General features: G+C 53.1%; 20 protein-coding genes. 5 read left to right on the top strand and 15 right to left on the bottom strand.

The features are described from left to right. Positions 1-7 precede the first annotated feature (7 nt). Both serC and ansB read right to left on the bottom strand, forming a co-directional pair. Positions 8-1,093: a 3-phosphoserine/phosphohydroxythreonine transaminase gene (serC, locus tag SERS4_RS0109280; RefSeq protein WP_017892275.1), complete on the bottom strand. Its 1,086-nt coding sequence runs from the start codon at positions 1,091-1,093 to the stop codon at positions 8-10. 282 nt (positions 1,094-1,375) lie between these two features. Continuing rightward, on the bottom strand, positions 1,376-2,422 hold the full coding sequence (gene ansB / locus SERS4_RS0109270; protein WP_012006135.1) for an L-asparaginase 2: 1,047 nt from the start codon (positions 2,420-2,422) through the stop codon (positions 1,376-1,378). Between the two features lie 148 nt (positions 2,423-2,570). Between ansB and ycaO the strand changes: the two genes are divergently transcribed. From ycaO to pflA, 4 genes are all read left to right on the top strand, one after another. Beyond that, positions 2,571-4,334 carry a 30S ribosomal protein S12 methylthiotransferase accessory factor YcaO gene (ycaO, locus tag SERS4_RS0109265; RefSeq protein ID WP_017892273.1) on the top strand — a complete coding sequence of 588 codons (1,764 nt, stop codon included), beginning with the start codon at positions 2,571-2,573 and terminating at the stop codon, positions 4,332-4,334. A 462-nt stretch (positions 4,335-4,796) separates the two neighbouring features. Next, positions 4,797-5,657, top strand: a complete 861-nt coding sequence (gene focA, locus SERS4_RS0109260; RefSeq protein WP_012006133.1) for a formate transporter FocA — start codon at positions 4,797-4,799, stop codon at positions 5,655-5,657. Between the two features lie 54 nt (positions 5,658-5,711). Further along, positions 5,712-7,994, top strand: a complete 2,283-nt coding sequence (pflB, locus tag SERS4_RS0109255; RefSeq protein ID WP_017892272.1) for a formate C-acetyltransferase — start codon at positions 5,712-5,714, stop codon at positions 7,992-7,994. 300 nt (positions 7,995-8,294) lie between these two features. Further along, positions 8,295-9,035, top strand: a complete 741-nt coding sequence (gene pflA / locus SERS4_RS0109250; protein ID WP_012006131.1) for a pyruvate formate lyase 1-activating protein — start codon at positions 8,295-8,297, stop codon at positions 9,033-9,035. Between the two features lie 51 nt (positions 9,036-9,086). Here pflA and SERS4_RS0109245 read toward each other — a convergent pair whose 3' ends face one another. The 3 genes from SERS4_RS0109245 to SERS4_RS0109235 form a co-directional block, all read right to left on the bottom strand. Next, positions 9,087-10,232, bottom strand: coding sequence for an MFS transporter (locus SERS4_RS0109245; protein WP_012006130.1), 1,146 nt, complete (start codon positions 10,230-10,232; stop codon positions 9,087-9,089). Between the two features lie 215 nt (positions 10,233-10,447). Next, positions 10,448-11,374, bottom strand: a complete 927-nt coding sequence (locus SERS4_RS0109240) for a pseudouridine-5'-phosphate glycosidase (protein ID WP_017892270.1) — start codon at positions 11,372-11,374, stop codon at positions 10,448-10,450. Further along, a complete protein-coding gene (locus SERS4_RS0109235) occupies positions 11,371-15,207 on the bottom strand; it encodes an amino acid adenylation domain-containing protein (protein ID WP_017892269.1) in 3,837 nt (1,278 codons plus the stop codon). Before SERS4_RS0109235 ends, SERS4_RS0109240 begins: the two co-directional genes overlap by 4 nt. 122 nt (positions 15,208-15,329) lie before the next feature. Between SERS4_RS0109235 and SERS4_RS26945 the strand changes: the two genes are divergently transcribed. Then, a complete protein-coding gene (locus tag SERS4_RS26945) occupies positions 15,330-15,578 on the top strand; it encodes a hypothetical protein (protein WP_156816645.1) in 249 nt (82 codons plus the stop codon). 21 nt (positions 15,579-15,599) lie between these two features. Here the strand turns inward: SERS4_RS26945 and SERS4_RS0109230 are convergent, their stop codons facing one another. From SERS4_RS0109230 to SERS4_RS0109185, 10 genes are all read right to left on the bottom strand, one after another. After that, complete coding sequence (locus tag SERS4_RS0109230; protein WP_017892268.1) at positions 15,600-16,295, bottom strand: HAD family hydrolase; 696 nt, start codon at positions 16,293-16,295, stop codon at positions 15,600-15,602. Between the two features lie 20 nt (positions 16,296-16,315). Next, entirely contained in the window at positions 16,316-16,540 is a 225-nt protein-coding gene (locus SERS4_RS0109225; RefSeq protein ID WP_017892267.1) for a tautomerase family protein, read from the bottom strand. Between the two features lie 24 nt (positions 16,541-16,564). After that, positions 16,565-17,215, bottom strand: a complete 651-nt coding sequence (gene upp, locus SERS4_RS0109220; protein ID WP_012006125.1) for a uracil phosphoribosyltransferase — start codon at positions 17,213-17,215, stop codon at positions 16,565-16,567. Between the two features lie 127 nt (positions 17,216-17,342). Continuing rightward, positions 17,343-17,759 (bottom strand): NUDIX domain-containing protein, encoded by a 417-nt coding sequence (locus SERS4_RS0109215; RefSeq protein WP_012006124.1) that lies wholly within the window; start codon positions 17,757-17,759, stop codon positions 17,343-17,345. A 12-nt stretch (positions 17,760-17,771) separates the two neighbouring features. Next, on the bottom strand, positions 17,772-18,953 hold the full coding sequence (locus SERS4_RS0109210) for a questin oxidase family protein (protein WP_017892266.1): 1,182 nt from the start codon (positions 18,951-18,953) through the stop codon (positions 17,772-17,774). Next, complete coding sequence (locus SERS4_RS0109205) at positions 18,943-19,386, bottom strand: DMT family transporter (protein ID WP_012006122.1); 444 nt, start codon at positions 19,384-19,386, stop codon at positions 18,943-18,945. Before SERS4_RS0109205 ends, SERS4_RS0109210 begins: the two co-directional genes overlap by 11 nt. An 11-nt stretch (positions 19,387-19,397) precedes the next feature. After that, positions 19,398-19,856, bottom strand: coding sequence for a DMT family transporter (locus tag SERS4_RS0109200; RefSeq protein ID WP_012006121.1), 459 nt, complete (start codon positions 19,854-19,856; stop codon positions 19,398-19,400). Between the two features lie 297 nt (positions 19,857-20,153). Further along, positions 20,154-20,771, bottom strand: coding sequence for a Tat proofreading chaperone DmsD (gene dmsD, locus SERS4_RS0109195; protein ID WP_017892264.1), 618 nt, complete (start codon positions 20,769-20,771; stop codon positions 20,154-20,156). A gap of 49 nt (positions 20,772-20,820) precedes the next feature. Next, positions 20,821-21,681, bottom strand: a complete 861-nt coding sequence (locus tag SERS4_RS0109190; RefSeq protein ID WP_017892263.1) for a dimethyl sulfoxide reductase anchor subunit family protein — start codon at positions 21,679-21,681, stop codon at positions 20,821-20,823. Between the two features lies 1 nt (position 21,682). Next, positions 21,683-22,300: a DMSO/selenate family reductase complex B subunit gene (locus tag SERS4_RS0109185; RefSeq protein WP_017892262.1), complete on the bottom strand. Its 618-nt coding sequence runs from the start codon at positions 22,298-22,300 to the stop codon at positions 21,683-21,685. Between the last annotated feature and the right edge of the window lie 2 nt (positions 22,301-22,302).

Here is a 22,302-nt window from a genome sequence, read left to right as displayed (position 1 = left end):
ACCCGGCTTAACCGTGACGACGTTCGAAGTCGACCATAAAGTCGGTTAATGTCTTCACGCCAGCCAACGGCATGGCATTGTAAATAGAAGCGCGCATACCGCCAACCACTCGATGGCCTTTCAACGCCTGCAAGCCAATGGCTTCAGCTTCGCTGAGAAACACCTTGTCCAGCGCGGGATCCGCCAACTGGAAAGGCACGTTCATCCAGGAACGGTTGGCAAGCGCCACCCGGCTGCGGTAAAAATCAGACTTATCAATAGTCGCATACAGCAGTTCGGCCTTGGCCTGATTGCGTTTGTGCATCTCTACCAGACCACCCTGCTCTTTCAGCCATTTGAACACCAGCCCGGACAGATACCAGGCAAAGGTCGGCGGCGTGTTGAACATCGAGTCGTTTTCGGCCAGCACGGTGTAATCGAGGATCGACGGCACTTCGCGGCGCGCCTTACCCAGCAGATCTTCACGCACAATCACCAGCGTCAGGCCGGCCGGGCCAATGTTTTTCTGGGCGCCGGCATAAATCACGCCAAAACGACTGACGTCCAGCGGACCAGATAAAATGGTAGAAGAGTAATCGCCGATCACGACTTTATCGCCAAAATCAGGTAATTCATCGATAGCCACGCCGTCGATGGTTTCATTAGGGCAATAGTGCACGTAGGCCGCGTCGTCGCTCAACTGCCACTCTTTCATCGGTTTGATGCCGAGCAGGCCGTCGACGGAAGTTTTCACGTCGATGGCGTTTGGCGTGCAGTATTTTTGCGCTTCGGTGATAGCACTGTGCGCCCAATAACCGCCGTCGATATAGTCCGCGGTAGTTTTGTCACCCAGCAGGTTCAGCGGCAGCGCGGCAAACTGTGCGCGGGCACCGCCGTGGCAGAACAGGACTTTATAATTGGAGGGGATTTTCAGCAGATCGCGCAGGTCCTGTTCGGACTGCTGAGCAACTTCGATAAACTCTTTACTGCGATGGCTGATTTCCATCACCGAGGTGCCAAGACCGTGCCAGTTGCACAGCTCCTGTTCCGCACGACGCAAAACTTCAACCGGCAACATGGCCGGACCAGAGCTAAAATTATAAACCTGAGTCATTTCCCCTCACCACATTCACTATTCGCCAATGAAACTGGCCTACCGAAATACGCCCGAACTAACCCATCGGTTTTATCACTCGCGCCCCCTGCCTGCAATGGTTATTCGCCCGCCGCCGGGAAACGCGTTATCCCTGCAATAACAGGCTCTGCCAAATCACCGGTAATTTTTGCAATAAAACGCTGTGACAGCGGCCAATTCAGTGGGTTAACGCGGTTTTTTATGCTGTATTCAGCCGACATGGCTGGGGGCCGCGCAGGCCCCCGAATGAAGAAAAGGCACTCAGTATTGATTAAACATCTGCTGAATTTGTTTGGCGTCTTTGGTCTGCGTCAGCGCCAATTGCAGCAGGATCCGCGCTTTCTGCGGGTTTAACGTGCCTGCGGCAACAAAGCCAAATTTGGCGTCATCCACTTCGGCATCCTCGGTAGTCGCCCCGGTGGGCACTCTGGAAGAACGCACCACGGCGACGCCGTTATGGGCGGCCGTAGCCAGTGTGTCAAACACCGTTTTGTACAGGTTACCGTTTCCGACACCGGCACTGACGATGCCCTGATAACCTTCGGCAATCAATGCCTTGGCAGGCGCATCGGAGGCGTTGGCATAATTATAGATAATGCCGACTTTGGGCAACTCAGTCAGACCGGAGACGTCAAACGGCGTATCCGTGGTGTGCTTGCGCTGCGGTGAACGCTGATAGTCAACCTTGCCATTATGGATATAGCCAAGCGGGCCAAAGTTGGGCGACTGGAAAGTCTGTACCGATGTGGTGTTGGTTTTTGTCACATCACGCCCGTCCAGCACGCTGTCGTTCATCGCCACCAGCACCCCGCGTTTGGCCGATTGCGAATCTGCCGCCGTCACCACGGCGTTATACAGATTAAACGGACCGTCGGCGCTCATCGCCGTGGCCGGGCGCATGGCCCCGACAATCACCACCGGTTTGTCACATTTAACCGTCAGATCAAGAAAGTAGGCGGTTTCTTCCAGCGTGTCGGTGCCATGGGTGATAACAAAACCGTCGGTTTTAGCGCAGTCGGCGTTGATTTTCTTCGCCAGCTTCAGCCAAACCTCATCATTCATATCCTGCGAACCGATGTTTACCACCTGCTCACCCTGGATATTGGCGACGTTTTTCAGCTCCGGTACGGCATTCACCAGAGCATCAACGCCCAGTTTGCCCGCCGTATAGTTGGATTTTGTCGCCGACTCGCCGCCACCGGCAATGGTGCCGCCGGTCGCCAACAGGGTAATGGTGGGCAATGCCAACGCAGAACCGCTTGCCCCCGCCAGCAGTAACGCTACAACGCTGAGTTTCACTGATTTCATTAGGTTTCTCCATGATAGATAACCCGCTGAATTATGGCCCTTATCCTCAAAAAAACTGTGACTTTGCCACCGATTTAGGAATACGTGGAGCTTGGGCGTAAAACCCCGTATCATTGCGCGTTTTTAGTACGCTCAAAAAGTGAAGACAATGACGCAAACTTTTATCCCTGGCAAAGATGCCGCGCTGGAAGACTCTATCGCCCGTTTCCAACAGAAATTAAGCGATCTGGGTTTTAATATCGAAGAGGCCTCCTGGCTGAACCCGGTGCCGCACGTATGGTCGGTCCACATCCGCGATCGCGATTGCCCGCTGTGCTTCACCAACGGTAAAGGCGCCAGCAAGAAAGCTGCGCTGGCTTCCGCTTTGGGCGAATACTTCGAACGCCTTTCTACCAACTATTTCTTTGCCGACTTCTATCTGGGCAAGCAGATTGCCGAAGGCGATTTCGTGCATTACCCGAACGAGAAATGGTTCCCGATCCCGGCCGATGATTCGCTGCCGGCCGGTATTCTCGATGAACGTCTGCATGCATTCTACAATCCGGATCAGGATGTTAACGCCAGCGATCTGATCGATCTGCAGTCCGGTAATGGCGATCGTGGCATTTGCGCCCTGCCGTTTTCCCGTCAGTCAGACCAGCAGACGGTTTATATCCCGATGAACATCATCGGTAACCTTTATGTGTCCAATGGCATGTCTGCCGGCAACACCGCCAACGAAGCTCGCGTGCAGGGCTTGTCTGAGGTGTTCGAGCGCTATGTGAAAAACCGCATCATCGCCGAATCCATCAGCCTGCCGGAGATCCCGGCGGAAGTATTGAACCGCTATCCGGGCGTGGTGGAAGCCATCGCCAAGCTGGAAGAAGAAGGTTTCCCTATCCTGTCCTACGACGCCTCACTGGGCGGCAACTATCCGGTGATCTGCGTTGTGCTGTTCAACCCGGCTAACGGCACCTGTTTCGCCTCGTTTGGTGCCCACCCTGATTTTGGCGTGGCGCTTGAGCGTACCGTCACTGAACTGCTGCAGGGCCGCAGTCTGAAGGATCTGGACGTGTTCACCGCGCCAACCTTCGACGACGAAGAAGTGGCGGAACACACCAACCTGGAAACCCACTTTATCGATTCCAGCGGTTTGATCTCCTGGGATATGTTCAAGCAGGATGCGGATTACCCGTTTGTCGACTGGAGCTTCAGCGGCAGTACGCAGGAAGAGTTCGCCACGTTGATGAGCATCTTCGATAAAGAAGGCGCGGAAGTGTACATCGCCGACTACGAGCATCTGGACGTGTACGCCTGCCGTATCATAGTGCCGGGCATGTCAGACATCTATCCTGCAGAAGACCTGCTGCTGGCTAACAACAGCATGGGTGCACATCTGCGAGATCTTCTGCTGGCGCTGCCGGGCAGTGAGTGGGAGCCACAAGAATATCTGGCGCTGATTGAACGCTTTGACGACGAAGGCCTGGACGATTTCACCCGCGTGCGTGAGCTGTTGGGTATTGCCACCGGTAAAGACAACGCCTGGAATACCCTGCGCGTGGGCGAGCTGAAATCAATGCTGGCGCTGGCCGGCGGCGATATGGATCAGGCGCTGATCTGGGCCGAATGGACGCAGGACTTCAACGCTTCGGTGTTGAGCCCGGCACGCAGCAACTACTACCGTTGCCTGCAAACCCTGCTGTTGCTGACGCAAGAGCCAGAACGCGATCCGGCGCAGTACTACGCGGCCTTCGTGAAAATGTACGGTCAGGAAGCGGTGGATGCTGCCTCTGCGGCCATCAGCGGCGAAGAGCGCTTTAACGGCCTGTTCGCGGTCGATAGCAGTCTGAAAGCCTTGCCGGCTCATCAGGCTCTGTTAGCGGCCTACGAAAAACTGCAGAACGCCAAGCGCCGTTATTGGGCACAGGCATAATCTCAGTACCTTTTGCGCCGGTGGATCTCTGCCGGCGCTAAACCTCAAAGTCTCTGTTCAAAAATACCACCCTCTTATTTTGGCGGTTAAATAAGCGAGTTTTCTGTTTATTTTTTTCGACTCATTACGCACTTATCGGCAAACAAGACAAATAAAACGGCAATTGTTACTGACTGGTGAAATAATAATTAACCGATAATTAAACCCTACCACCTGAAAAGTGACAAAATGCGTTAAAATTTAACCTTATCGAGGCTGCCACAACCGTCTTTTCAAAATTATTTGCAAACATTAAAAAATAGTTTTATCATTAAATTCAATAACTTAACTCAATAAACCTTGCGATTTATCTGGTTTTTGGCTGCTTTAGTTTCTCGCCTTATGATCCAAATCAATTTTTACCCTATACTGCTTTGTTAGTATCTTATTGCGTTGTTTTAACCCTTAAAAGCGAGAGTTAGTGTGAAAGCTGACAACCCCTTCGATCTGATATTACCTGCAGCAACGGCGAAAATCGCTGAAGATGCAGGTGTGTATAAAGCCACCAAGCATCCGCTGAAAACGTTTTATTTGGCGATCACTGCCGGCGTCTTTATTTCAATCGCATTCGTGTTTTATATCACTGCGACTACCGGCACTGCCGGTGTGCCTTTCGGCCTGGCAAAACTGGTCGGCGGCATCTGTTTCTCTCTGGGGTTAATGCTGGTGGTAGTTTCGGGCGCCGACCTGTTCACCTCCACCGTGCTGATTGTCATTGCCAAGGCCAGCGGCCGCATCAGCTGGTGCCAACTGGGCGCCAACTGGCTGAATGTCTATATTGGCAACCTGATTGGCGCACTGTTCTTTGTGGCACTCATCTGGTTCTCTGGCGAGCACATGGTCGCCAACGGTCAGTGGGGCCTGAACGTCCTGCAAACCGCGGATCACAAGCTGCATCACACCTTTGTTGAGGCCGTCTGCCTCGGCATTTTGGCTAACCTGATGGTCTGCCTGGCGGTGTGGATGAGCTACTCCGGCCGCAGCCTGATGGACAAAATGTTCGCCATGATCCTGCCGGTCGGCATGTTTGTCGCCAGCGGTTTTGAACACAGCATCGCCAACATGTTTATGATCCCTATGGGTATCGTGGTTAAAAACTTCGCCACGCCAGAATTCTGGCAAGCCGTAGGGGCAACACCTGAGCAGTTTGCTCATCTGACCGTAAGCAACTTTATCATCGACAACCTGATCCCGGTCACCATTGGCAACATCATTGGTGGCGGCCTGCTGGTTGGGTTGACTTACTGGGTAATTTATCTGCGTGGTGGTGAACAACAGCACTAAGCTGTTAGTTACCGCGCGCCGAGTTAGAACTCCACAAATAAAGGTAGGTGTATAATGACCGAACTTAACGAGAAGTTAGCCAAAGCTTGGGAAGGTTTCAGTAAGGGTGACTGGCAGAATGAAGTCAACGTTCGTGACTTCATCCAGAAAAACTACACTCCTTACGAGGGTGACGAATCCTTCCTGGCCGGCGCAACTCAGGCCACTTCCACCCTGTGGGACAAGGTTATGGAAGGGATCAAACTGGAAAACCGCACCCATGCGCCAGTTGATTTCGACACCAACGTTGCAGCTACCATCACTTCGCACGACGCAGGCTACATTGCCAAAGAGCTGGAAACCATCGTTGGTTTGCAGACTGATGCACCACTGAAACGCGCGCTGATCCCATTCGGCGGCATCAAAATGGTGGAAGGTTCTTGTAAGGTCTATGGCCGCGAACTGGATCCACAGCTGAAAAAAGTGTTCACCGAATACCGCAAAACCCACAACCAGGGCGTATTCGATGTTTACACCAAAGACATTCTGAACTGCCGTAAATCCGGCGTGCTGACCGGTCTGCCAGATGCATACGGCCGTGGCCGCATCATCGGTGACTACCGTCGCGTAGCCCTGTACGGCATCGATTTCCTGATGGCCGACAAGCTGAACCAGTTCAAGTCACTGCAGACCAAGCTGGAAAACGGCGAAGATCTGGAAATGACCATCCAGCTGCGTGAAGAAATTGCTGAACAGCATCGCGCTCTGGGTCAAATCAAAGAAATGGCGGCCAAATACGGCTGCGATATCTCTGGCCCGGCTACCACCGCGCAAGAAGCCGTACAGTGGACCTACTTCGGCTACCTGGCTGCAGTGAAATCCCAGAACGGCGCAGCCATGTCCTTCGGCCGCGTGTCCACCTTCCTTGACGTGTTTATCCAACGCGACATCGAAGCGGGCAAACTGAACGAAGAACAGGCGCAGGAACTGATTGACCACCTGGTGATGAAACTGCGTATGGTTCGCTTCCTGCGTACCCCTGAGTATGATGAACTGTTCTCCGGTGACCCAATCTGGGCGACTGAGTCCCTGGCAGGTATGGGCGTTGACGGCCGTACCCTGGTCACCAAAAACAGCTTCCGTTTCCTGAACACCCTGTACACCATGGGGCCGTCTCCGGAACCGAACATGACCATCCTGTGGTCTGAAAAACTGCCGTTGAACTTCAAAAAATACGCTGCGAAAGTGTCTATCGACACCTCCTCCGTACAGTATGAAAACGACGATCTGATGCGTCCTGATTTCAACAACGATGACTATGCCATCGCCTGTTGCGTCAGTCCGATGATTGTCGGCAAACAAATGCAGTTCTTCGGTGCCCGTGCCAACCTGGCGAAAACCATGTTGTACGCCATCAACGGCGGCGTTGATGAAAAAATGAAAATCCAGGTTGGCCCGAAAGAAGCGCCAATGATGGATACCGTGCTGGACTATGACAAAGTCATGGAACGCATGGACCACTTTATGGATTGGCTGGCCAAGCAGTACGTGACCGCGCTGAACATCATTCACTACATGCACGACAAGTACAGCTATGAAGCTGCACTGATGGCGCTGCATGACCGTGACGTTTATCGCACCATGGCTTGCGGCATCGCCGGTCTGTCGGTGGCGGCTGACTCCCTGTCTGCTATCAAGTACGCTAAAGTGTCCACCATCCGTGACGAAGACGGCCTGGCCGTAGACTTCAAAATCGAAGGTGAATACCCGCAGTTCGGTAACAACGATGCTCGCGTAGATGACATCGCCTGCGACCTGGTAGAACGTTTCATGAAGAAAATTCAGAAACTGCGCACCTACCGTAATGCAGTAGCGACTCAGTCTGTACTGACCATCACCTCTAACGTGGTTTACGGCAAGAAAACCGGTAACACCCCAGATGGCCGCCGTGCAGGCGCTCCATTCGGTCCAGGTGCCAACCCAATGCACGGCCGTGACCAGAAAGGTGCCGTAGCGTCCCTGACCTCCGTAGCCAAACTGCCGTTTGCCTATGCGAAAGACGGGATCTCCTACACCTTCTCCATCGTGCCAAACGCGCTGGGTAAAGATGACGACGTGCGTAAAGCCAACCTGGCAGGTCTGATGGACGGTTACTTCCACCACGAAGCCTCTATCGAAGGTGGCCAGCACCTCAACGTTAACGTGATGAACCGTGAAATGCTGCTGGACGCGATGGAAAACCCTGAGAAATATCCTCAGCTGACCATCCGCGTATCCGGTTATGCCGTTCGCTTCAACTCGCTGACCAAAGAACAACAGCAAGACGTAATTACCCGTACTTTCACTCAGTCGATGTAAGTGCCCCATCCGGGCGGGGTTTCCCGCCCGGTGGTTAAGCTGAAACCCGGGGCCGGATCTTTCCGGCCTTTTTAATAAATGCACTCCCCTGACTCAGCGCGAGTCTGTTTTGCCAGATGGCTATACTCAATAGAATGGCTATCCGGCAAAACAGTTAACCGGCGTAATAACCGGCCAACAGGAATCGTTCCACCCCAGTCGCCGGGCCCTGCCCGCTTGCTGCATCGCTGATCCCTGTCTGGCGGTTACAAGCCTACTTTTAGACTGCGTTTGACAGTCAATATTGGAGAAAACCCCGCAATGTCAGTGAAAGGTCGCATCCACTCCTTCGAATCCTGTGGCACCGTAGACGGCCCAGGGATCCGCTTTATCGTTTTCTTCCAGGGCTGCCTGATGCGCTGCCTGTATTGCCACAACCGTGATACCTGGGATACCCACGGCGGGAAAGAAGTCACCGTGGAAGAGCTGATGAAAGACGCCGTCTCTTATCGCCACTTTATGAACGCTTCCGGCGGCGGCGTTACCGCTTCCGGCGGCGAAGCGATTCTGCAGGCCGAGTTCGTCCGCGACTGGTTCCGCGCCTGTCACGAAGAAGGTATCAACACCTGTCTGGACACCAACGGTTTTGTCCGCCGTTACGATCCGGTGATCGACGAACTGCTGGACGCCACCGATCTGGTCATGCTGGATCTCAAACAGATGAACGACGACATTCACCAAAATCTGGTCGGCGTTTCCAACCACCGCACGCTGGAGTTCGCTCGCTATTTGGCGAAACGCAATCAGCGCACCTGGATCCGTTACGTCGTGGTGCCGGGTTGGTCAGATGATGACAAGTCGACGCACCTGTTGGGCGAATTCACCAAGGATATGACCAACATCGAGAAAATCGAACTGCTGCCTTATCACGAACTGGGCAAGCATAAGTGGGTGGCGATGGGGGAAGAGTACAAGCTGGACGGCGTCCATCCGCCGAAAGCGGACACCATGGAACGCGTCAAAGGCATTCTGGAAAGCTACGGCCACAAAGTGATGTACTGAGGCCTTGGCTACAACAAAAAACCCGGCGCGCTATGGCCGGGTTTTTTATGCTCAGGCGGCAGCCAGCGGGGTGTGTTGCGGGTCCGGCTTTTTCAGCAGCATCATCAGATAGACCAGGGCTACTGCGGCGATCATCACAAACAGCGATTGGTCGGAATAATTTTGCATCAGCAGCGCCGTCATCGACGGGCCGAGCAAGCTGCCGATGGTGTAACTCATCAACAGTGCCTGATTCATCGCCACCAGCTCATGAGGCATCGCTTTCTCACAGGCCCAGGACATCGCAACCGGGTACAGGGTAAACCCGGCACAGCCGAGAATGAATAGCGCCGGTGCCATGGCAGAGTGACTGAGCATCGCCACGCTGGCGAGGATCACCACGAATACCTGAATACGCAACACCAGCAGGCGCCCATAGCGATCAGCCAGGCGCCCTACCGGCCACTGGCCGACAATGCCTGAACTGACCAGTAATGCCATCCAGTAACCGACGTTGGCATCGCTCATCCCCTGATGGGATAAATACAGCGGCATCAGGCCATACAACGAGCCGAGAACAATACCGGAGATAATACAGCCATTGATGCCCAACCGCGCACTGCGGCGTTTCAGCATCGGCCAAACCGCGGCGTGTTGAGGTTCATCGTGCTGGCTGTTAACCCGGGCAAACAACATCGGCAACATGGCGCTGATCACAATGGCCGTCACCCAGGGCACTACGTTCAACAGTTCGGTAGACACCATACTCAGCAACAGTTGGCCGACCACCGTTCCCAGGTAGTAAACCATCATATAGGCCGCCAGCAGTTGGCCACGGTTGGTAAGGTTTCCGCTGCGCAATAAGGCGCTCTCAACAATCACCCAAATCCAGGCGCAGCCGATACCGGCAAAGAAACGCCAGCCCATCCAACTCCAAAAATCGAGCGACAACGCCATACCGGCGGTCGCCACGGCGAACACCACGCAGGCAAGGTGATAACTGCGGGTAAACCCAATGCGCTGGATCAGTTTGCCCGCCATCAGCGTGCCAAACAGATTGCCGGTAAAGTAAGAGGAACTTACCATTCCCACCTGCCCGGTTGACAACTGAGCATGGGTTAACCAAAGAGGAACTAACGTATTCAATACGGCAATAGAAACCGTGAGCAACAACAGGCCACAGAGCAGCAGGAGCACTGGCCGGGAATATGCGGACATAGTGAGATTGAAACCGAACGCGCAATGAGAGTGCGCGCATCATGCCACTGGCGATAAAAAAGTCAATCAGCTCTTATCAGTGGATCGCACGATTTGTTTTTTGTCACCCTAGTGCAGGGTAACATCATCAGGAAAGTGCCCCCCAATGACCGCTTAAGGCATGCGCCAATCGGGTTCCGGCGTGCCCCCTTCCCTGAGGGCAACGCCGGCTTTTCTTAGCGCGACCGGTGATAAACCATAGCCAACTGACCCGCAATTTCGGCGGTGTTCACCAATACTGCCGCATTGGCCATGGCCGAACGCCCTTGGGTCGCCTGCTCAACCGCTTTCATAATGAATTTGGTTACCTGGCTGCCAGTTACGCCTTCGGCGGCCGCATTCTCGATGGCGGCCTGGATCGCTGCCTGAACGTCACGGCTGTCAATCGCATCCTCCGGTTTGGTCGGTGCTGCCACCACCATCGCCGCACTGCCCGGCAATGCGTGGTTAATATCAATCGCCTGGGCAATCTCCTCCAGGCTGTCCAGCCGTTGCGGACTGCGATAGCCGCTACTGCGACAATAGAAGGCCGGGAAATCGTCCGTCTGATAGGTCACCACGGGAACGCACTGGGTTTCCAGAAACTCCAGCGTACGCCCGATATCGAGGATATTTTTGGCTCCTGCGCACACCACCGTCACATTAGTGCGGGTAAATTGGATCAAATCGGAAGAGATATCCATGCTGTCTTCTCCCCCGCGATGCACACCACCAATGCCCGCAGAGGCAAAGAAACCAATACCGGCCAGTTCGGCCAACATCAGCGACGAAGCCACCGTAGTGGCCCCCATGCCTTTTTGCGCCAGCACAAAAGGCAAATTGTTGCTGGATACTTTCGCAATGCCAGGCGTGGTGGCGAAACGTTCGATCTGTTCGCGATGCATGCCCACCAAAATTTCGCCATCGCAGATACCAATGGTCGCAGGAACCGCGCCGCTGCGGCGGACTGCCGCCTCCACCGCCAGCGCAGTCTCCACATTGGCAGGATAGTTCAGCCCGTGGGTAATGACGTTTGATTCCAGCGCAACCACCGCGTGGCGACTTTCCAGGGCGGCTTTCACTTCAGGATGAATAACCAAAGGCAGTAAATTAGCTTGCATCATGACTCACTTATCACATTAACGGAAACAGAGGGAAACAGGGCCGCTTGCAGTTGCGCGACACCTTCAGGCAGCAGCAGTTGGTAATGGTCCACCGCCAGCGAGATCACCCGCGGCGGATTGGCCAGCAGGGCCGGTGAATTTTCAAGTTGGGAATAATGGTCACCGGCCGCTTTAATAACGGTCACCGGCGCCCGAACCTGGCGTTGCTGCAGTTCCTCGAAGTTATAGCCGAAGGCATAGGTTTGCTTGACGATCTCAATGATCCGCACCACCAGTTCCACCTGAAGCTGTGGGAAACAGCGGCAAATAAAACGCACAAAGTCCCCCTCTTCACGGCACTCTGCCAGACAGCGTTCAAGCAATGGCCCTTCCACCTGGCGGGCAAAAACGGAAAATAAAATCGCCACAAACACCGGATTGGTGAAGCTGACCTGCTGGTTACCCTCTTGCTCTCGGTCAAATTGCGTTTTCGGCGAACCGGGAGCAATCAGGTACAGCTCCTCCACCACCAGCCCTTCGGCCTCCAACTGGTAGGCAGCCTCGAAAGCCACGCGTGCGCCGAAGGAGTATCCCCACAACGTATAGGGCCCCTGGGGTTGCAAGCGTCGGATTTGCGCGATATCTGCCGCCGCCATCTGCTGAATGGACTCTAGTGGCAGCTCCCCTTCGTTAATGCCCAGCGCCTGCACGCCATAAAAGGCACGCGCCTGGCTCAGACTCTCTCCCAGCGCTTTCAGACTTAGCGGATAGCCTCCCAGACCTGGCCAGCAAAAAATCGCCGGTGCCTGCTGTCGATTAAAGGGCACCAAGCGCGACAGCTGTGGCGCGAGATAGGCATTGCGTTCTATCCAGTCGGCCAAAGCAACGATGTTCGGCGTTTGGAACAGGATCTGCATCGGCAATTTAATATCGAGTGCTTTGTTGACCTGGTTGATAAACATGACTGCGGTGAGTGAGTTACCCCCGCTCTCAAAGAAATCATCGTCCGCAGAGACCCTTTCCCACTTCATGACCCGGCACCAGATTTCGGCCAAACGCTGTTGTAATTCGCCCTCCGGCACCACAATTGGCTTTTCGGTATTCAGTTGGCAAGCATACATACGATTAAGCGTTTGTTGGTCGACCTTACCGTTGGCCATCAGCGGTAGCTTGTCCATGACCAGCACGCGGTTCGGGATCATGTATTGTGGTAACTGCGCGGCTAAATCGGCTTTCAGCATTTCAGTTGGCCCTTGCATATGCACCCGATCCTCATCCATGCCGTCATGACACAGCTGCGACTGGCTGAGCGGGCCGCCGATACAGAAATAACAGCTCTGCATCGGCAACCCGTGGCGGGTCAACAGCGTCCGCATCGCCTTTGCAGCAGGCAAGTCGTGCCCGCTTTTCGAGCTATAGCCGGCCGACATCATCCCCAGCCCCAGCGGATTGGCTTGCAGACGATGCAGCGCACGCCCCAGCATAATGTAATGCCCCTGAGCATCAGCATGGTTGTTCACCAGCATGATGCCAAAACCCGCACGCTGATAGACTTGCTGGTTGATAGCGATAACGTGATGACGTGCCAGGATCTCCTCATCCATAAAATGCAGCGAGCCCTGGCGATAGTGGTACAGCCCAGGTGACATATCGGCGACGCCCTGCGCATGAACCTGGACAAAAAACTCTGGGTGGTCGACAGCAGCCTCCATATTGGCGGGCTGAATGCGAAAGTCGCCAAAATAATAGTCAGTTGCGGCGCCGTCATACCACTGTGGCAACGCCCCCGGCTGGGCGCCGGAGGCTGCCTGCAGGCCATATTCTGGCAGCAGTTCATCGAACAGCCCCAACATATGACCGGCCTCCATCTCCAGAACCTCCTGAATATTGTTCTGATAAACCTGATCGATAGCCGCGCGTTTGCCGATAAAGTGGATTTCAAGGCTGCCCGTTGCCTGTTCAGGCAGTTCGCATACGCAATACAAACGGTGGTTTACAGGGTGGTAATAGTAGATCCCCGCCGGCCAGCCAAACATTCGGTGAAGCTCGAGATACATCTGAACCGAATACAGCGCCCCCGGCGATGCGTAGGCGTATTTGGGCAACAATCGTTTTTCACTGGCGAACTGGCCAAAGTTACGCAGCAGCGCGCCAAAATCCTCCACCGACAGCGCTTGCAGATCGCTCGCCAACATGGCACGCGGGCTGCGCCCCAGAATTGACAATAATTGCGCCTCGGTAACCCGCGTCGTCCCTTCAAAGAAACGGTAACTTTTGCGGCTGAAAGCCCGATAGTTTTGCTGCGCCGTAGCCTGTGCGCCGGCAAGCGCGATCGCGGGCAATGCCCGGCACTCGTCCTCGCTGCGGCACCCCGCATTGGACAGCTGCGCCTTGACCTGTTGCCTGCTGGCCTTCGACTGATGATGCTCGCCGTGGACTCCCTGATCCATCAGCGCCGCATGCTGTGAGTCCAACTCGACGCAGGCGATCAGGTTTTGATAATGCGTTCGCTCGTCTTCATTGACCATTACCGCCGCCCTTTTCACCCAGAGGTGACGCTCAATCGCCAGGCGAATTTCATCGAGCTCGATACGGTAACCGCGCAGTTTAATCTGGTTATCTGCCCGGCCGGCAAAGTGATAGCTGCCGAGGCTATCCCGGTAAACCACATCGCCAGTGCGATACATGCGCGCATGTTCCGCCGCAGAGTTAAATGGATTCGTCAGAAACCGTTCAGCCGTCAACTCGGGACGCAGCAAATAGCCATTGGCCACCTGCACACCGGAGATGTACAGCTCGCCTTTTTCACCCTCGGCCACCGGCTGACGGTGCGCATCAAGCACATAAAACGCGGTATCCTCCACCGGCCGCCCTATCGAAACGGCGTCCGGTGACTGTTCCAGACCCTCTTTCTCAACCTCATGCACCGACGCATTGATGGTACATTCCGTTGGGCCATACAGGTTGATCAGGCGAGCTTGCGGCAGGCACTGAAAGAATTGCTTTGCCAGATTGCGCGTCAATATTTCGCCACCGCAAAAGACCTGCGTTAACGCCTGGCAATCCTGCAACAGTGGCTGCTCGACCAGCGCTTGCAGCAGCGTCGGTACGCATTGCAGGCTGGTGATTTGATGACGCAGCAAGGTCGCCACCATCATATCCGGATCGCGGTAGCAATCCTTCGGTGCTATCACCAGCGAACATCCCATCGCCGGCGCCAGGATCTCCCACTGCGCCGCATCAAAGCTCATGGGCGTTTTCTGCAAAATCTTACTCTGTGCGCCAAAAGCAAAACGATGGGACAGGTAATGCATATGACGAGAAATATTAGGGTAACTGACCATTACGCCTTTCGGTTTGCCCGAACTGCCTGAGGTGTAAATCACATAAGCCAGTCGCGCGGCGTCGGAAGAATCAGCAATGTCAAAAACCGCTTTGGGCAAATCCGAAAGATAAGGGATATCATTGTCGGTAATAATCGTGACACCTGGCCCGATCAGCGTTTGCAATTTTTCTTTGAGATGATATTGGCAAAGAATAACTTTTACCTCTGAGTCGGCAATCATATAACGCAACCGCTCATCGGGATATTCTGGCGCCAACGGCAAATAAGCATAACCGCTGGCCAAAATACCCCAGGCACCGCTTACCAGAGTAGTAGAAGGCTCGCAGAATAAACCGATACAGACTCTGTCAGTGTTAATCCACTGCCGCAAACAGGAGGAAATACTAAAAACATGATGGCAGAAGTCGCGATAACTCAGTACGCTGTCCGCGTCTTGTACCGCAATGGCTTCGGGTTGCTGGCTGTAGTGTTGAGCCAACTGTTCAAATAGTCCCGCCGAAATATCCATTTTTACTCTATGAACGCCTCACATTTGCCAGGATCCCGGTAGGGTTGTAATGACGACGTGCTTTAGCAACACTCCCCATGCAGGGAAAATGCCGGCCTTATACAATTAGGGGATATCTGTCGTTGTCATTACTGTCGTTATCCATGCAGCTTTTCGGCATTCACCCTCTTTCAGAGTTAATAGTTGCCAGTTGGCAGATGACAACTGACGTCATTTTTTTCGCAGGCATGAGCCTGAGCGACTTTTGCCCATATCCTTTGGATCTATTTATTTGTCATGGCGCTAATGGCGTTATCGGCGTAAGCATGGCGATATTTATCGCCCGTAAACTTTCACCATTAAGAAATAGCGCTGTCTGCGGCCCTGAATAACCCGTATTTCTTTTGCTGTTGCTAGCCTGCTGCTGCGCGACTAACGTCTCTGTGACGGCACCAGTCAACCACGGCGGCAAAAGAGCTTACAATAATGCTGGGCTCGGCCGCGGCCAGTACCTGACGATTTTGAATACCATAATCCACCGCGATCACCTGACAGCCAACCTGATGAGCCATCAATATGTCGTGCGTAGTATCCCCCACCATCACCGCATCGATCGCCCTGACCTGATAGTGATCCAGGATTTTGTTGCCAGACTCCGGCGCCGGTTTTTTCTCCGTTACCTGGTCAGCGCAAACCACCACATCAAACAATGGGGCAATGCCCGCCGCCGCCAATAGCGAATTTGCACTGCGTGCGAACTTATTGGTGGTCACCGCCAGATGAAAACCCGCTCCTTTCAACTGTTGCAGGCCCGCAGCGACGCCAGGAAATAACAGCGATGCCGCCATGGGTAAAATCAGCGTCTGAAACTGCCGTTGATACTCCGCCACACAGTCGGTTACTGTCCGGCTATCGACCTCCTGAGACAGCAATTGGGCAAAGGCACGCTCCAACGGCAGGCCTATCGTTTCACGAATCAGCTCATCCTCGGCCGGCTGTGGTAATTGCAGTTGTTGAAAGGTGGCACGAAAGGCGGAGACTATCGCTCTCGCCGTATCAAACAGGGTGCCGTCAAGGTCAAACATAATGACTCTGAGTTCAGATTTCATAGATGTCACCTTCTTGAGGGTCAGTAATTAGGGACTTTAATTAAACAGTCTTTTTTATTTTCTATTTCCGGGCGATAAACCTGCGCCTGCCAGTCATCGGCAGATACCGGCTCTATTGCAATGGAGACGACGCCGGCATCGCACTGTAATGCTTGCGTAATAGCCCGCGTTATCTCCTCTGCCAGTGCATTCTTGGCAGTTTGGGAAAGTACCTGCGGAAAGTGCTGAATTTTCACGTGCGGCATGTCTTTTTCCTTTGTAGAGTTTAATTACCCGTGCCGGGTACCAAAATATCGGTCACCAAAGTCGCCGATCCCCGGTTTCATAAAGGCCTGATCCGAGAGTCCCTGTTCAATGGATGAGGTCACCAGTTGGATGTCAGGGAAACGGGCAAACAAACGTTCGACCCCCACCGGCGATGCCAATACATTAACAACATAGATATTTTCCAGCGGCACGCCTTGCTCCAACAGAGTTTCGATTGCCATGATCAGCGAACCGCCCGTGGCCAGCATAGGTTCAAATAACAACACGGCGCGTTCGGCAATATCGTCGGGGAAATGTGAGTAGAAGTATTTGGGTAGCTTGCTTTGCGGATTGCGTTGAATAAGTATTTTGCCTATCGGCTGGCCGCTAAACATTCTGCGATACTCGCCTTCAAAACTTTCCCCGGCACGGATAACCGAAACACCGCAAATACCACGGGCAAGTTTTAGCCCCGCATAGGTTTCGCCAATGGGCGTAATCACCTCATTTTTTTCATACGGCAGTAAGGCGGCAACCTGCACCAGCAGTTGTCGCAGCAGTTGATCGCTATAATATTCGAAGCAGGCGTGCTCCGCCTGCTTATTACGGATTTGGGTGTGCAAATAAGTAAGATAATGACTTGGGGCCAACAGATGAATATTAGAAAGTTTCATAACCTTGTTCTTTTAACAGAGTAATAGATGTATAAGCACCGCCCTTCACCGGGTTAGGTGAAAGGAAGGCTTATATCGATTAAAAATAAAAGTCAGTCTGTAACTTATCAATATCAACAGGGAATAATCAGTCGATAAGATGCCTTTCCTTTAACTCGCTCAATACTTTTACCGCCGCTTCGGAACAGAGATGGCAGTCCGCATGGGTCAACCAGGAAACTTCTTCTATTTCGGCACTGGCTTTGACTTCACCAATAAAGTCGGCAGTAAAACAATGTATTTTCACCATCACGTCAGCGGGTTTACCATCGGCCTGCCCATGGAATTCACCCAATGAAATAATACTGTCATTAATTAAATCAACGGAAAGTTCTTCTTTAATTTCTCGGGTAAGCGCCTCGCGATCGCTCTCTCCGATTTCCCGTTTGCCGCCAGGAATATAAAACGTCGTCTTGTTATACGAACGAGCCATCAGGACTTTTTTATCCTGAATATATACCCAGCCTAATTTATCAATAAATTTTGTAGCAGGACGGTTATTCACTCTGTTGACCTCTCACTCCAGGTTAGGTGCATGCTCAAACGACGGCGGCAATTGGGGAGTTGTGGTGAACTGGTGTGCAGTGGCGCGGTACAAGGTGCATTTGGTGCGCAACCATAGCAGTTTCATCACATAAACCAGTTTTGGGTTATGCTCCTCTTCCTCCTCCACGGCTCGCGCGGTGAGCTGCCGCCACTCGCGTTCCCATAGCGGATCGCGGATATCGTCATATTCATCGGCATAAAGATGCTGGAGAGATTGTAACTTATCGGGGTGAGCCAAACTATCGGTAGCAAACAACATGCACTGCATCCCGACCCAGTAGCTGCAAAGCACGTCGCGCGCCTCTTGCTCGGGTAAATGCCTGGCGATTTGTTCCATGGCCAACAAAGACGTCAACAGGTGCAGCAGCAGAAAATTCCCCGGTGTGGTCAGGTAGATTAATGTGACCGTCTGATAGAATTGCGCCCACACCTGCTCGAGGCTTTGTTGCATCAGCCACTCCGGCTGGCGATAAATCTCCTCATGGCCCTGTTCCAATACGCAGGCGATGCGATATTGCAGGCCGGAACGCTGTAATTCAGGATGGATACGCGCCTTGATTTCCTCAGCCGGCGTTTCAATAACCGCGCTCTGCCAGGCCAGCATCTCTTCCCGCCGTTGCTGCCAGCAGTTCGCCAAACGTAGCACAGAGTCAAAGACCCTTGACTCCCCAAGACGTGGGTCATATTGGGAGCGTCGATGATGGCAGGGTACGTACGAATAGGCCATATAGGCCAAGCCTTCGACGATCATCACCTCATGCTCGGCCAGCAACGCCCAACCCAGATGAATGGTGCCGTGCGTCAACGAGCCCACCCAACCGTCAATCAGTTCCGGCAGGTAGCTGGCAAGCACCTGTTCACGTCCCTGCTCACGTATCTGCTGCCGGAAAAAGTCGCAATAGGCGCTAAAGCTGCTTCGTTTGCCCCGCAGGCTACGCCAGTTCGCACTATCAATCTGGTACCTGGCTTTTCTTGGTGGCTCCAACCCCATGCCGTAAGGCGTCATGGCGGCATAGCGCCGGTAATACCAAGCGATACGCTCCTCAGGCACGCCCAACCCAGACAAGGCGATAACGGCATGTTTAACATGATTGGTGAGATGCCCGTTAAACTCTATGTCGTATCGCTGATCATCTAACAGTTCATTTATCATGATGATATTTCTCGAGTGTCGATAGGATGATCCCAATGGTGATCAATGCCACTCCCAATAGCTGAATGAGATGACTGCGTCCACCTTGATTAATCACATCAAACAGCACGGCCGAGAACATCTGACCGCCAATAATTAATACCGAAGTATTTAGCGCCCCCATTTTGGGGAACACGTAGCTGCTGGTTGCCACGAACAGTGCGCCACACCCGCCACCAACCCAGGCATAGGCCGGAACTTGAGCCCAATGGAACTGCCCTAGCTGTTGCCAGTAAAACGCCGCCACCAACAGGGTCAGAAATAAGAACCCCACCGAGTGATTCCATAAGGAGGTGCGAAATGCGCCAATAGAGGCACTCAGTTGGCCATTAATAACCCTGGCAGAGCTAATAATCATCCCGTTTAACAGGGCAATAAAAATAAGCGTATCCACGTCATCGCTCCCTAAAGGCTATAGATAATAAGAAAACAGCCGGAAATAATCAGAGCAGAGATATAAAGGCTACTGCGAGTCATTTTTCGTTTTTGTGAGCCGAATAAACCAAAGTGATCTGAGACAAACCCGAATAATAATTGCCCAACCAGGCCAAGAGAAATTGTGCTGGAAAGAGGAATGCCACCGTTAATTGCCATCGTAGCCAAAATGACGGTAAAGGCTCCGGGAATGCCGCCAAGATAGAGCCACCAGGATCGTTTCTGTGGTTTATTATTCGATTCCTGAGGATTTTTTTTAACAAATAATAGAATAAGCAGCAATGAACTCAACATGCCAATACCGTGAGCCACCCAAGAGGCGACGACAGAAGAGGTTTGTTCAGACAGAGCGCTGTTGGCTTGAAACATTAAGGTAAGAAAAAAACCGCTAAGTATAGCGATAAAAATATTTTTAAAATTGCCTATCATAATGTGTAACCTGCGCATTAAAAAACCACTAAGGTGATTTTACAATCCTTGTACAGCAAAGCCTAAGAACGATGCCAAGAAGCTTTTACTCATATAATCCGCAAAAAAAACTACACCCATCGATAAAGCATGTCAATGGAATGTTAAGATTGATTTAATAATTCATTAAACTTAAACATTCGGGGAATTGATGATGGAACAGAGGAGGTGAGGCACTGGCGATAACCAGCCCTTTTATGGCTCGACGTGGAGGGTAAACCAGGAACGGCCGCCAGCTTTGGCGGCCGTTCCTTTGTATCAGAAATGCAGTTCTAAAGATTCAACTTCAGCAGAGCATTCGGTAGCCCAGGCGCTCAGAGTGATCTGCGCCAATTGAGCCAGCCCCTGATAGAAAGGATGTTGCGCATTCGCCTGCAGCAATTCCAGATAGCGCGGTGCCCAAGGCAGCAAATGTTTGGTCAGCAATTGCTCCACCAACCCGCCCTGACGCTCTTCGGCCAACCATGCCACCATCATCAACAAAGTACCGATGTGATCTTCCGGCTCATTGCGATCGTGTTGCGCGTCGATACCATTGGAACGCAACCACCTGCGCAGACGCAAAGTGGAATTGCCAAACAGCACGTTCTCTTTGTCCAGATACACCGAACCCCATAACGGAGCCGGTAAGGTGTCAGGCCCGACAAACAGACGTTGGTAAGCCTCTGCCAACGACTCCTCTTGTTCATCTTCAATGCCGGTGGCAATCAGTGCTGCCGCCGTCTGCAACTGCTCGGCGTCGCCATACGGCCACTCTTTGACCCACTCAGATTCAGACAAGGTTGCCAACAATTGTTGACCGTCTTCACTTTCTGGCGGTGCATACAACAACACACCCAGCACCCGGCCCGTTAAAGCGATATTTTCAAGCGTCATAAATCAAGGATCCTATTAAGGGCACAGCGAACTGTGCCTGACTACAATATTAACCGGCTACCGCCATGCCAACGGTCATATGCAGGCCGTAGAACACACCACGGCCTACCAACTCACCGGCGATAACCAAAATCAAACCTAAAACCATCCCCATCACGCTCGCGTTACCCCGGCGCAACAGTGGGCAAATCCAACAGCCTAAACCTGACACCACCAACACCAGCCGCCCAACCATTAACTGGCCATATTGCGGGATCAGCATGGAGGCCTGCTGTACCGAGCTATTGATACTGGCCAACTCATAGCCTTGCATCATCACTGCACACAGGCTTGCCAACAGTGCCACCACGCTAAGAATAGCCAGTGAATAGCGGGCTGATACCGCTAATCCAGCCGCACGCAGCAATAAAACGCCCAGCAACGGCCCGCAGATCAGCGTCGTCAGGAAAAAGTTCAGCGTAGTGTAACCGTTATGCCAGGTTGGCACAGTATCGATTTGATACACCCGCGTCATGGCGTAAACAAAGACCACGCCCAGAACCATGGTCACCCACAGCCACACTTTACCCAACGCCGGTGGCATTCTGCCCAGTATCGCCAGCAGCCAATAAAAACCACCGACGGCAAAGAACAACGCGCCACTGGCAATTTCGTTGCTCAACGCCGAAGCGCCAACGCGGTTTAACGAGTTGAACGCGCGTAACGGTGACCCAAGGTGTAGCGTAGAAGCGACAAAAGCGATGCCCATCAGCAACCACAAACAGAACATTGAGCGATGAACTGCCCGGCCCTGCTGTTCGTTCAGATTGCCACCGATCACCGCCCCCGCCATGACCAAGGTCGCTCCCACCACTGATTGCCCCAATACGGTAAACAGCATCAGCGGCCATTCATGCCATCCCATGCCCATATTAAACCTCCTTCGGATTGGCCAAATAGCCCGTGGTATCGCCACATGGCCGGCTATTGGCATTGGGTTTCAGCACTATGCTCGGCCGGGTAAAATGCGCCGCCGGCAGCGGAGCCATCTGTGCCAGGGTGCCATGCTGCTGCCGTAATTGTTCGATTGGGCCAAAGTCCAGTGCCCGTAGCGGACAGGACTCCACGCAAATAGGCTTGTTGCCCTCCGCCACCCGTTCATGGCAACCATCGCACTTGGTCATGTGTCCTTTGGCTGCATTGTATTGTGGTGCGCCGTACGGGCAGGCCATATGGCAATAGCGGCATCCAATGCACACCTCTTCATTCACCACCACAAAACCGTCCTCCCGTTTGTGCATCGCACCGGTCGGGCACACTTTGGTGCAGGCAGGATCTTCACAATGGTTGCAGGCGATCGACAAGTAATAGGCAAACACGTTTTGTTGCCAGCCTTCGCCATCCTGTTGCCAATCACCTCCGGCATATTCATAGATGCGGCGGAAACTGACGTCAGGCGTCAGGTTTTTATAGTCTTTGCAGGCCAGTTCGCAGGTTTTGCAGCCGGTGCAACGACTTGAATCGATAAAGAATCCATATTGCTGAGTCATTG

Source organism: Serratia sp. S4 (assembly GCF_000347995.1).
GTDB classification, from domain to species: Bacteria; Pseudomonadota; Gammaproteobacteria; order Enterobacterales; family Enterobacteriaceae; genus Serratia; species Serratia quinivorans.
This window is presented reverse-complemented; position numbering and strand designations above follow the sequence as displayed.

What these genes read in the sequence shown, in the direction of transcription:
- serC (WP_017892275.1), bottom strand. Translation starts at nt 1,093, where the DNA reads ATGACTCAGGTTTATAATTTTAGCTCTGGTCCGGCCATGTTGCCGGTT.
- ansB (WP_012006135.1), bottom strand. Translation starts at nt 2,422, where the DNA reads ATGAAATCAGTGAAACTCAGCGTTGTAGCGTTACTGCTGGCGGGGGCA.
- ycaO (WP_017892273.1), top strand. Translation starts at nt 2,571, where the DNA reads ATGACGCAAACTTTTATCCCTGGCAAAGATGCCGCGCTGGAAGACTCT.
- pflB (WP_017892272.1), top strand. Translation starts at nt 5,712, where the DNA reads ATGACCGAACTTAACGAGAAGTTAGCCAAAGCTTGGGAAGGTTTCAGT.
- pflA (WP_012006131.1), top strand. Translation starts at nt 8,295, where the DNA reads ATGTCAGTGAAAGGTCGCATCCACTCCTTCGAATCCTGTGGCACCGTA.
- SERS4_RS0109245 (WP_012006130.1), bottom strand. Translation starts at nt 10,232, where the DNA reads ATGTCCGCATATTCCCGGCCAGTGCTCCTGCTGCTCTGTGGCCTGTTG.
- SERS4_RS0109240 (WP_017892270.1), bottom strand. Translation starts at nt 11,374, where the DNA reads ATGATGCAAGCTAATTTACTGCCTTTGGTTATTCATCCTGAAGTGAAA.
- SERS4_RS0109235 (WP_017892269.1), bottom strand. Translation starts at nt 15,207, where the DNA reads ATGGATATTTCGGCGGGACTATTTGAACAGTTGGCTCAACACTACAGC.
- SERS4_RS0109230 (WP_017892268.1), bottom strand. Translation starts at nt 16,295, where the DNA reads ATGAAATCTGAACTCAGAGTCATTATGTTTGACCTTGACGGCACCCTG.
- SERS4_RS0109225 (WP_017892267.1), bottom strand. Translation starts at nt 16,540, where the DNA reads ATGCCGCACGTGAAAATTCAGCACTTTCCGCAGGTACTTTCCCAAACT.
- upp (WP_012006125.1), bottom strand. Translation starts at nt 17,215, where the DNA reads ATGAAACTTTCTAATATTCATCTGTTGGCCCCAAGTCATTATCTTACT.
- SERS4_RS0109210 (WP_017892266.1), bottom strand. Translation starts at nt 18,953, where the DNA reads ATGATAAATGAACTGTTAGATGATCAGCGATACGACATAGAGTTTAAC.
- SERS4_RS0109200 (WP_012006121.1), bottom strand. Translation starts at nt 19,856, where the DNA reads ATGATAGGCAATTTTAAAAATATTTTTATCGCTATACTTAGCGGTTTT.
- dmsD (WP_017892264.1), bottom strand. Translation starts at nt 20,771, where the DNA reads ATGACGCTTGAAAATATCGCTTTAACGGGCCGGGTGCTGGGTGTGTTG.
- SERS4_RS0109190 (WP_017892263.1), bottom strand. Translation starts at nt 21,681, where the DNA reads ATGGGCATGGGATGGCATGAATGGCCGCTGATGCTGTTTACCGTATTG.
- SERS4_RS0109185 (WP_017892262.1), bottom strand. Translation starts at nt 22,300, where the DNA reads ATGACTCAGCAATATGGATTCTTTATCGATTCAAGTCGTTGCACCGGC.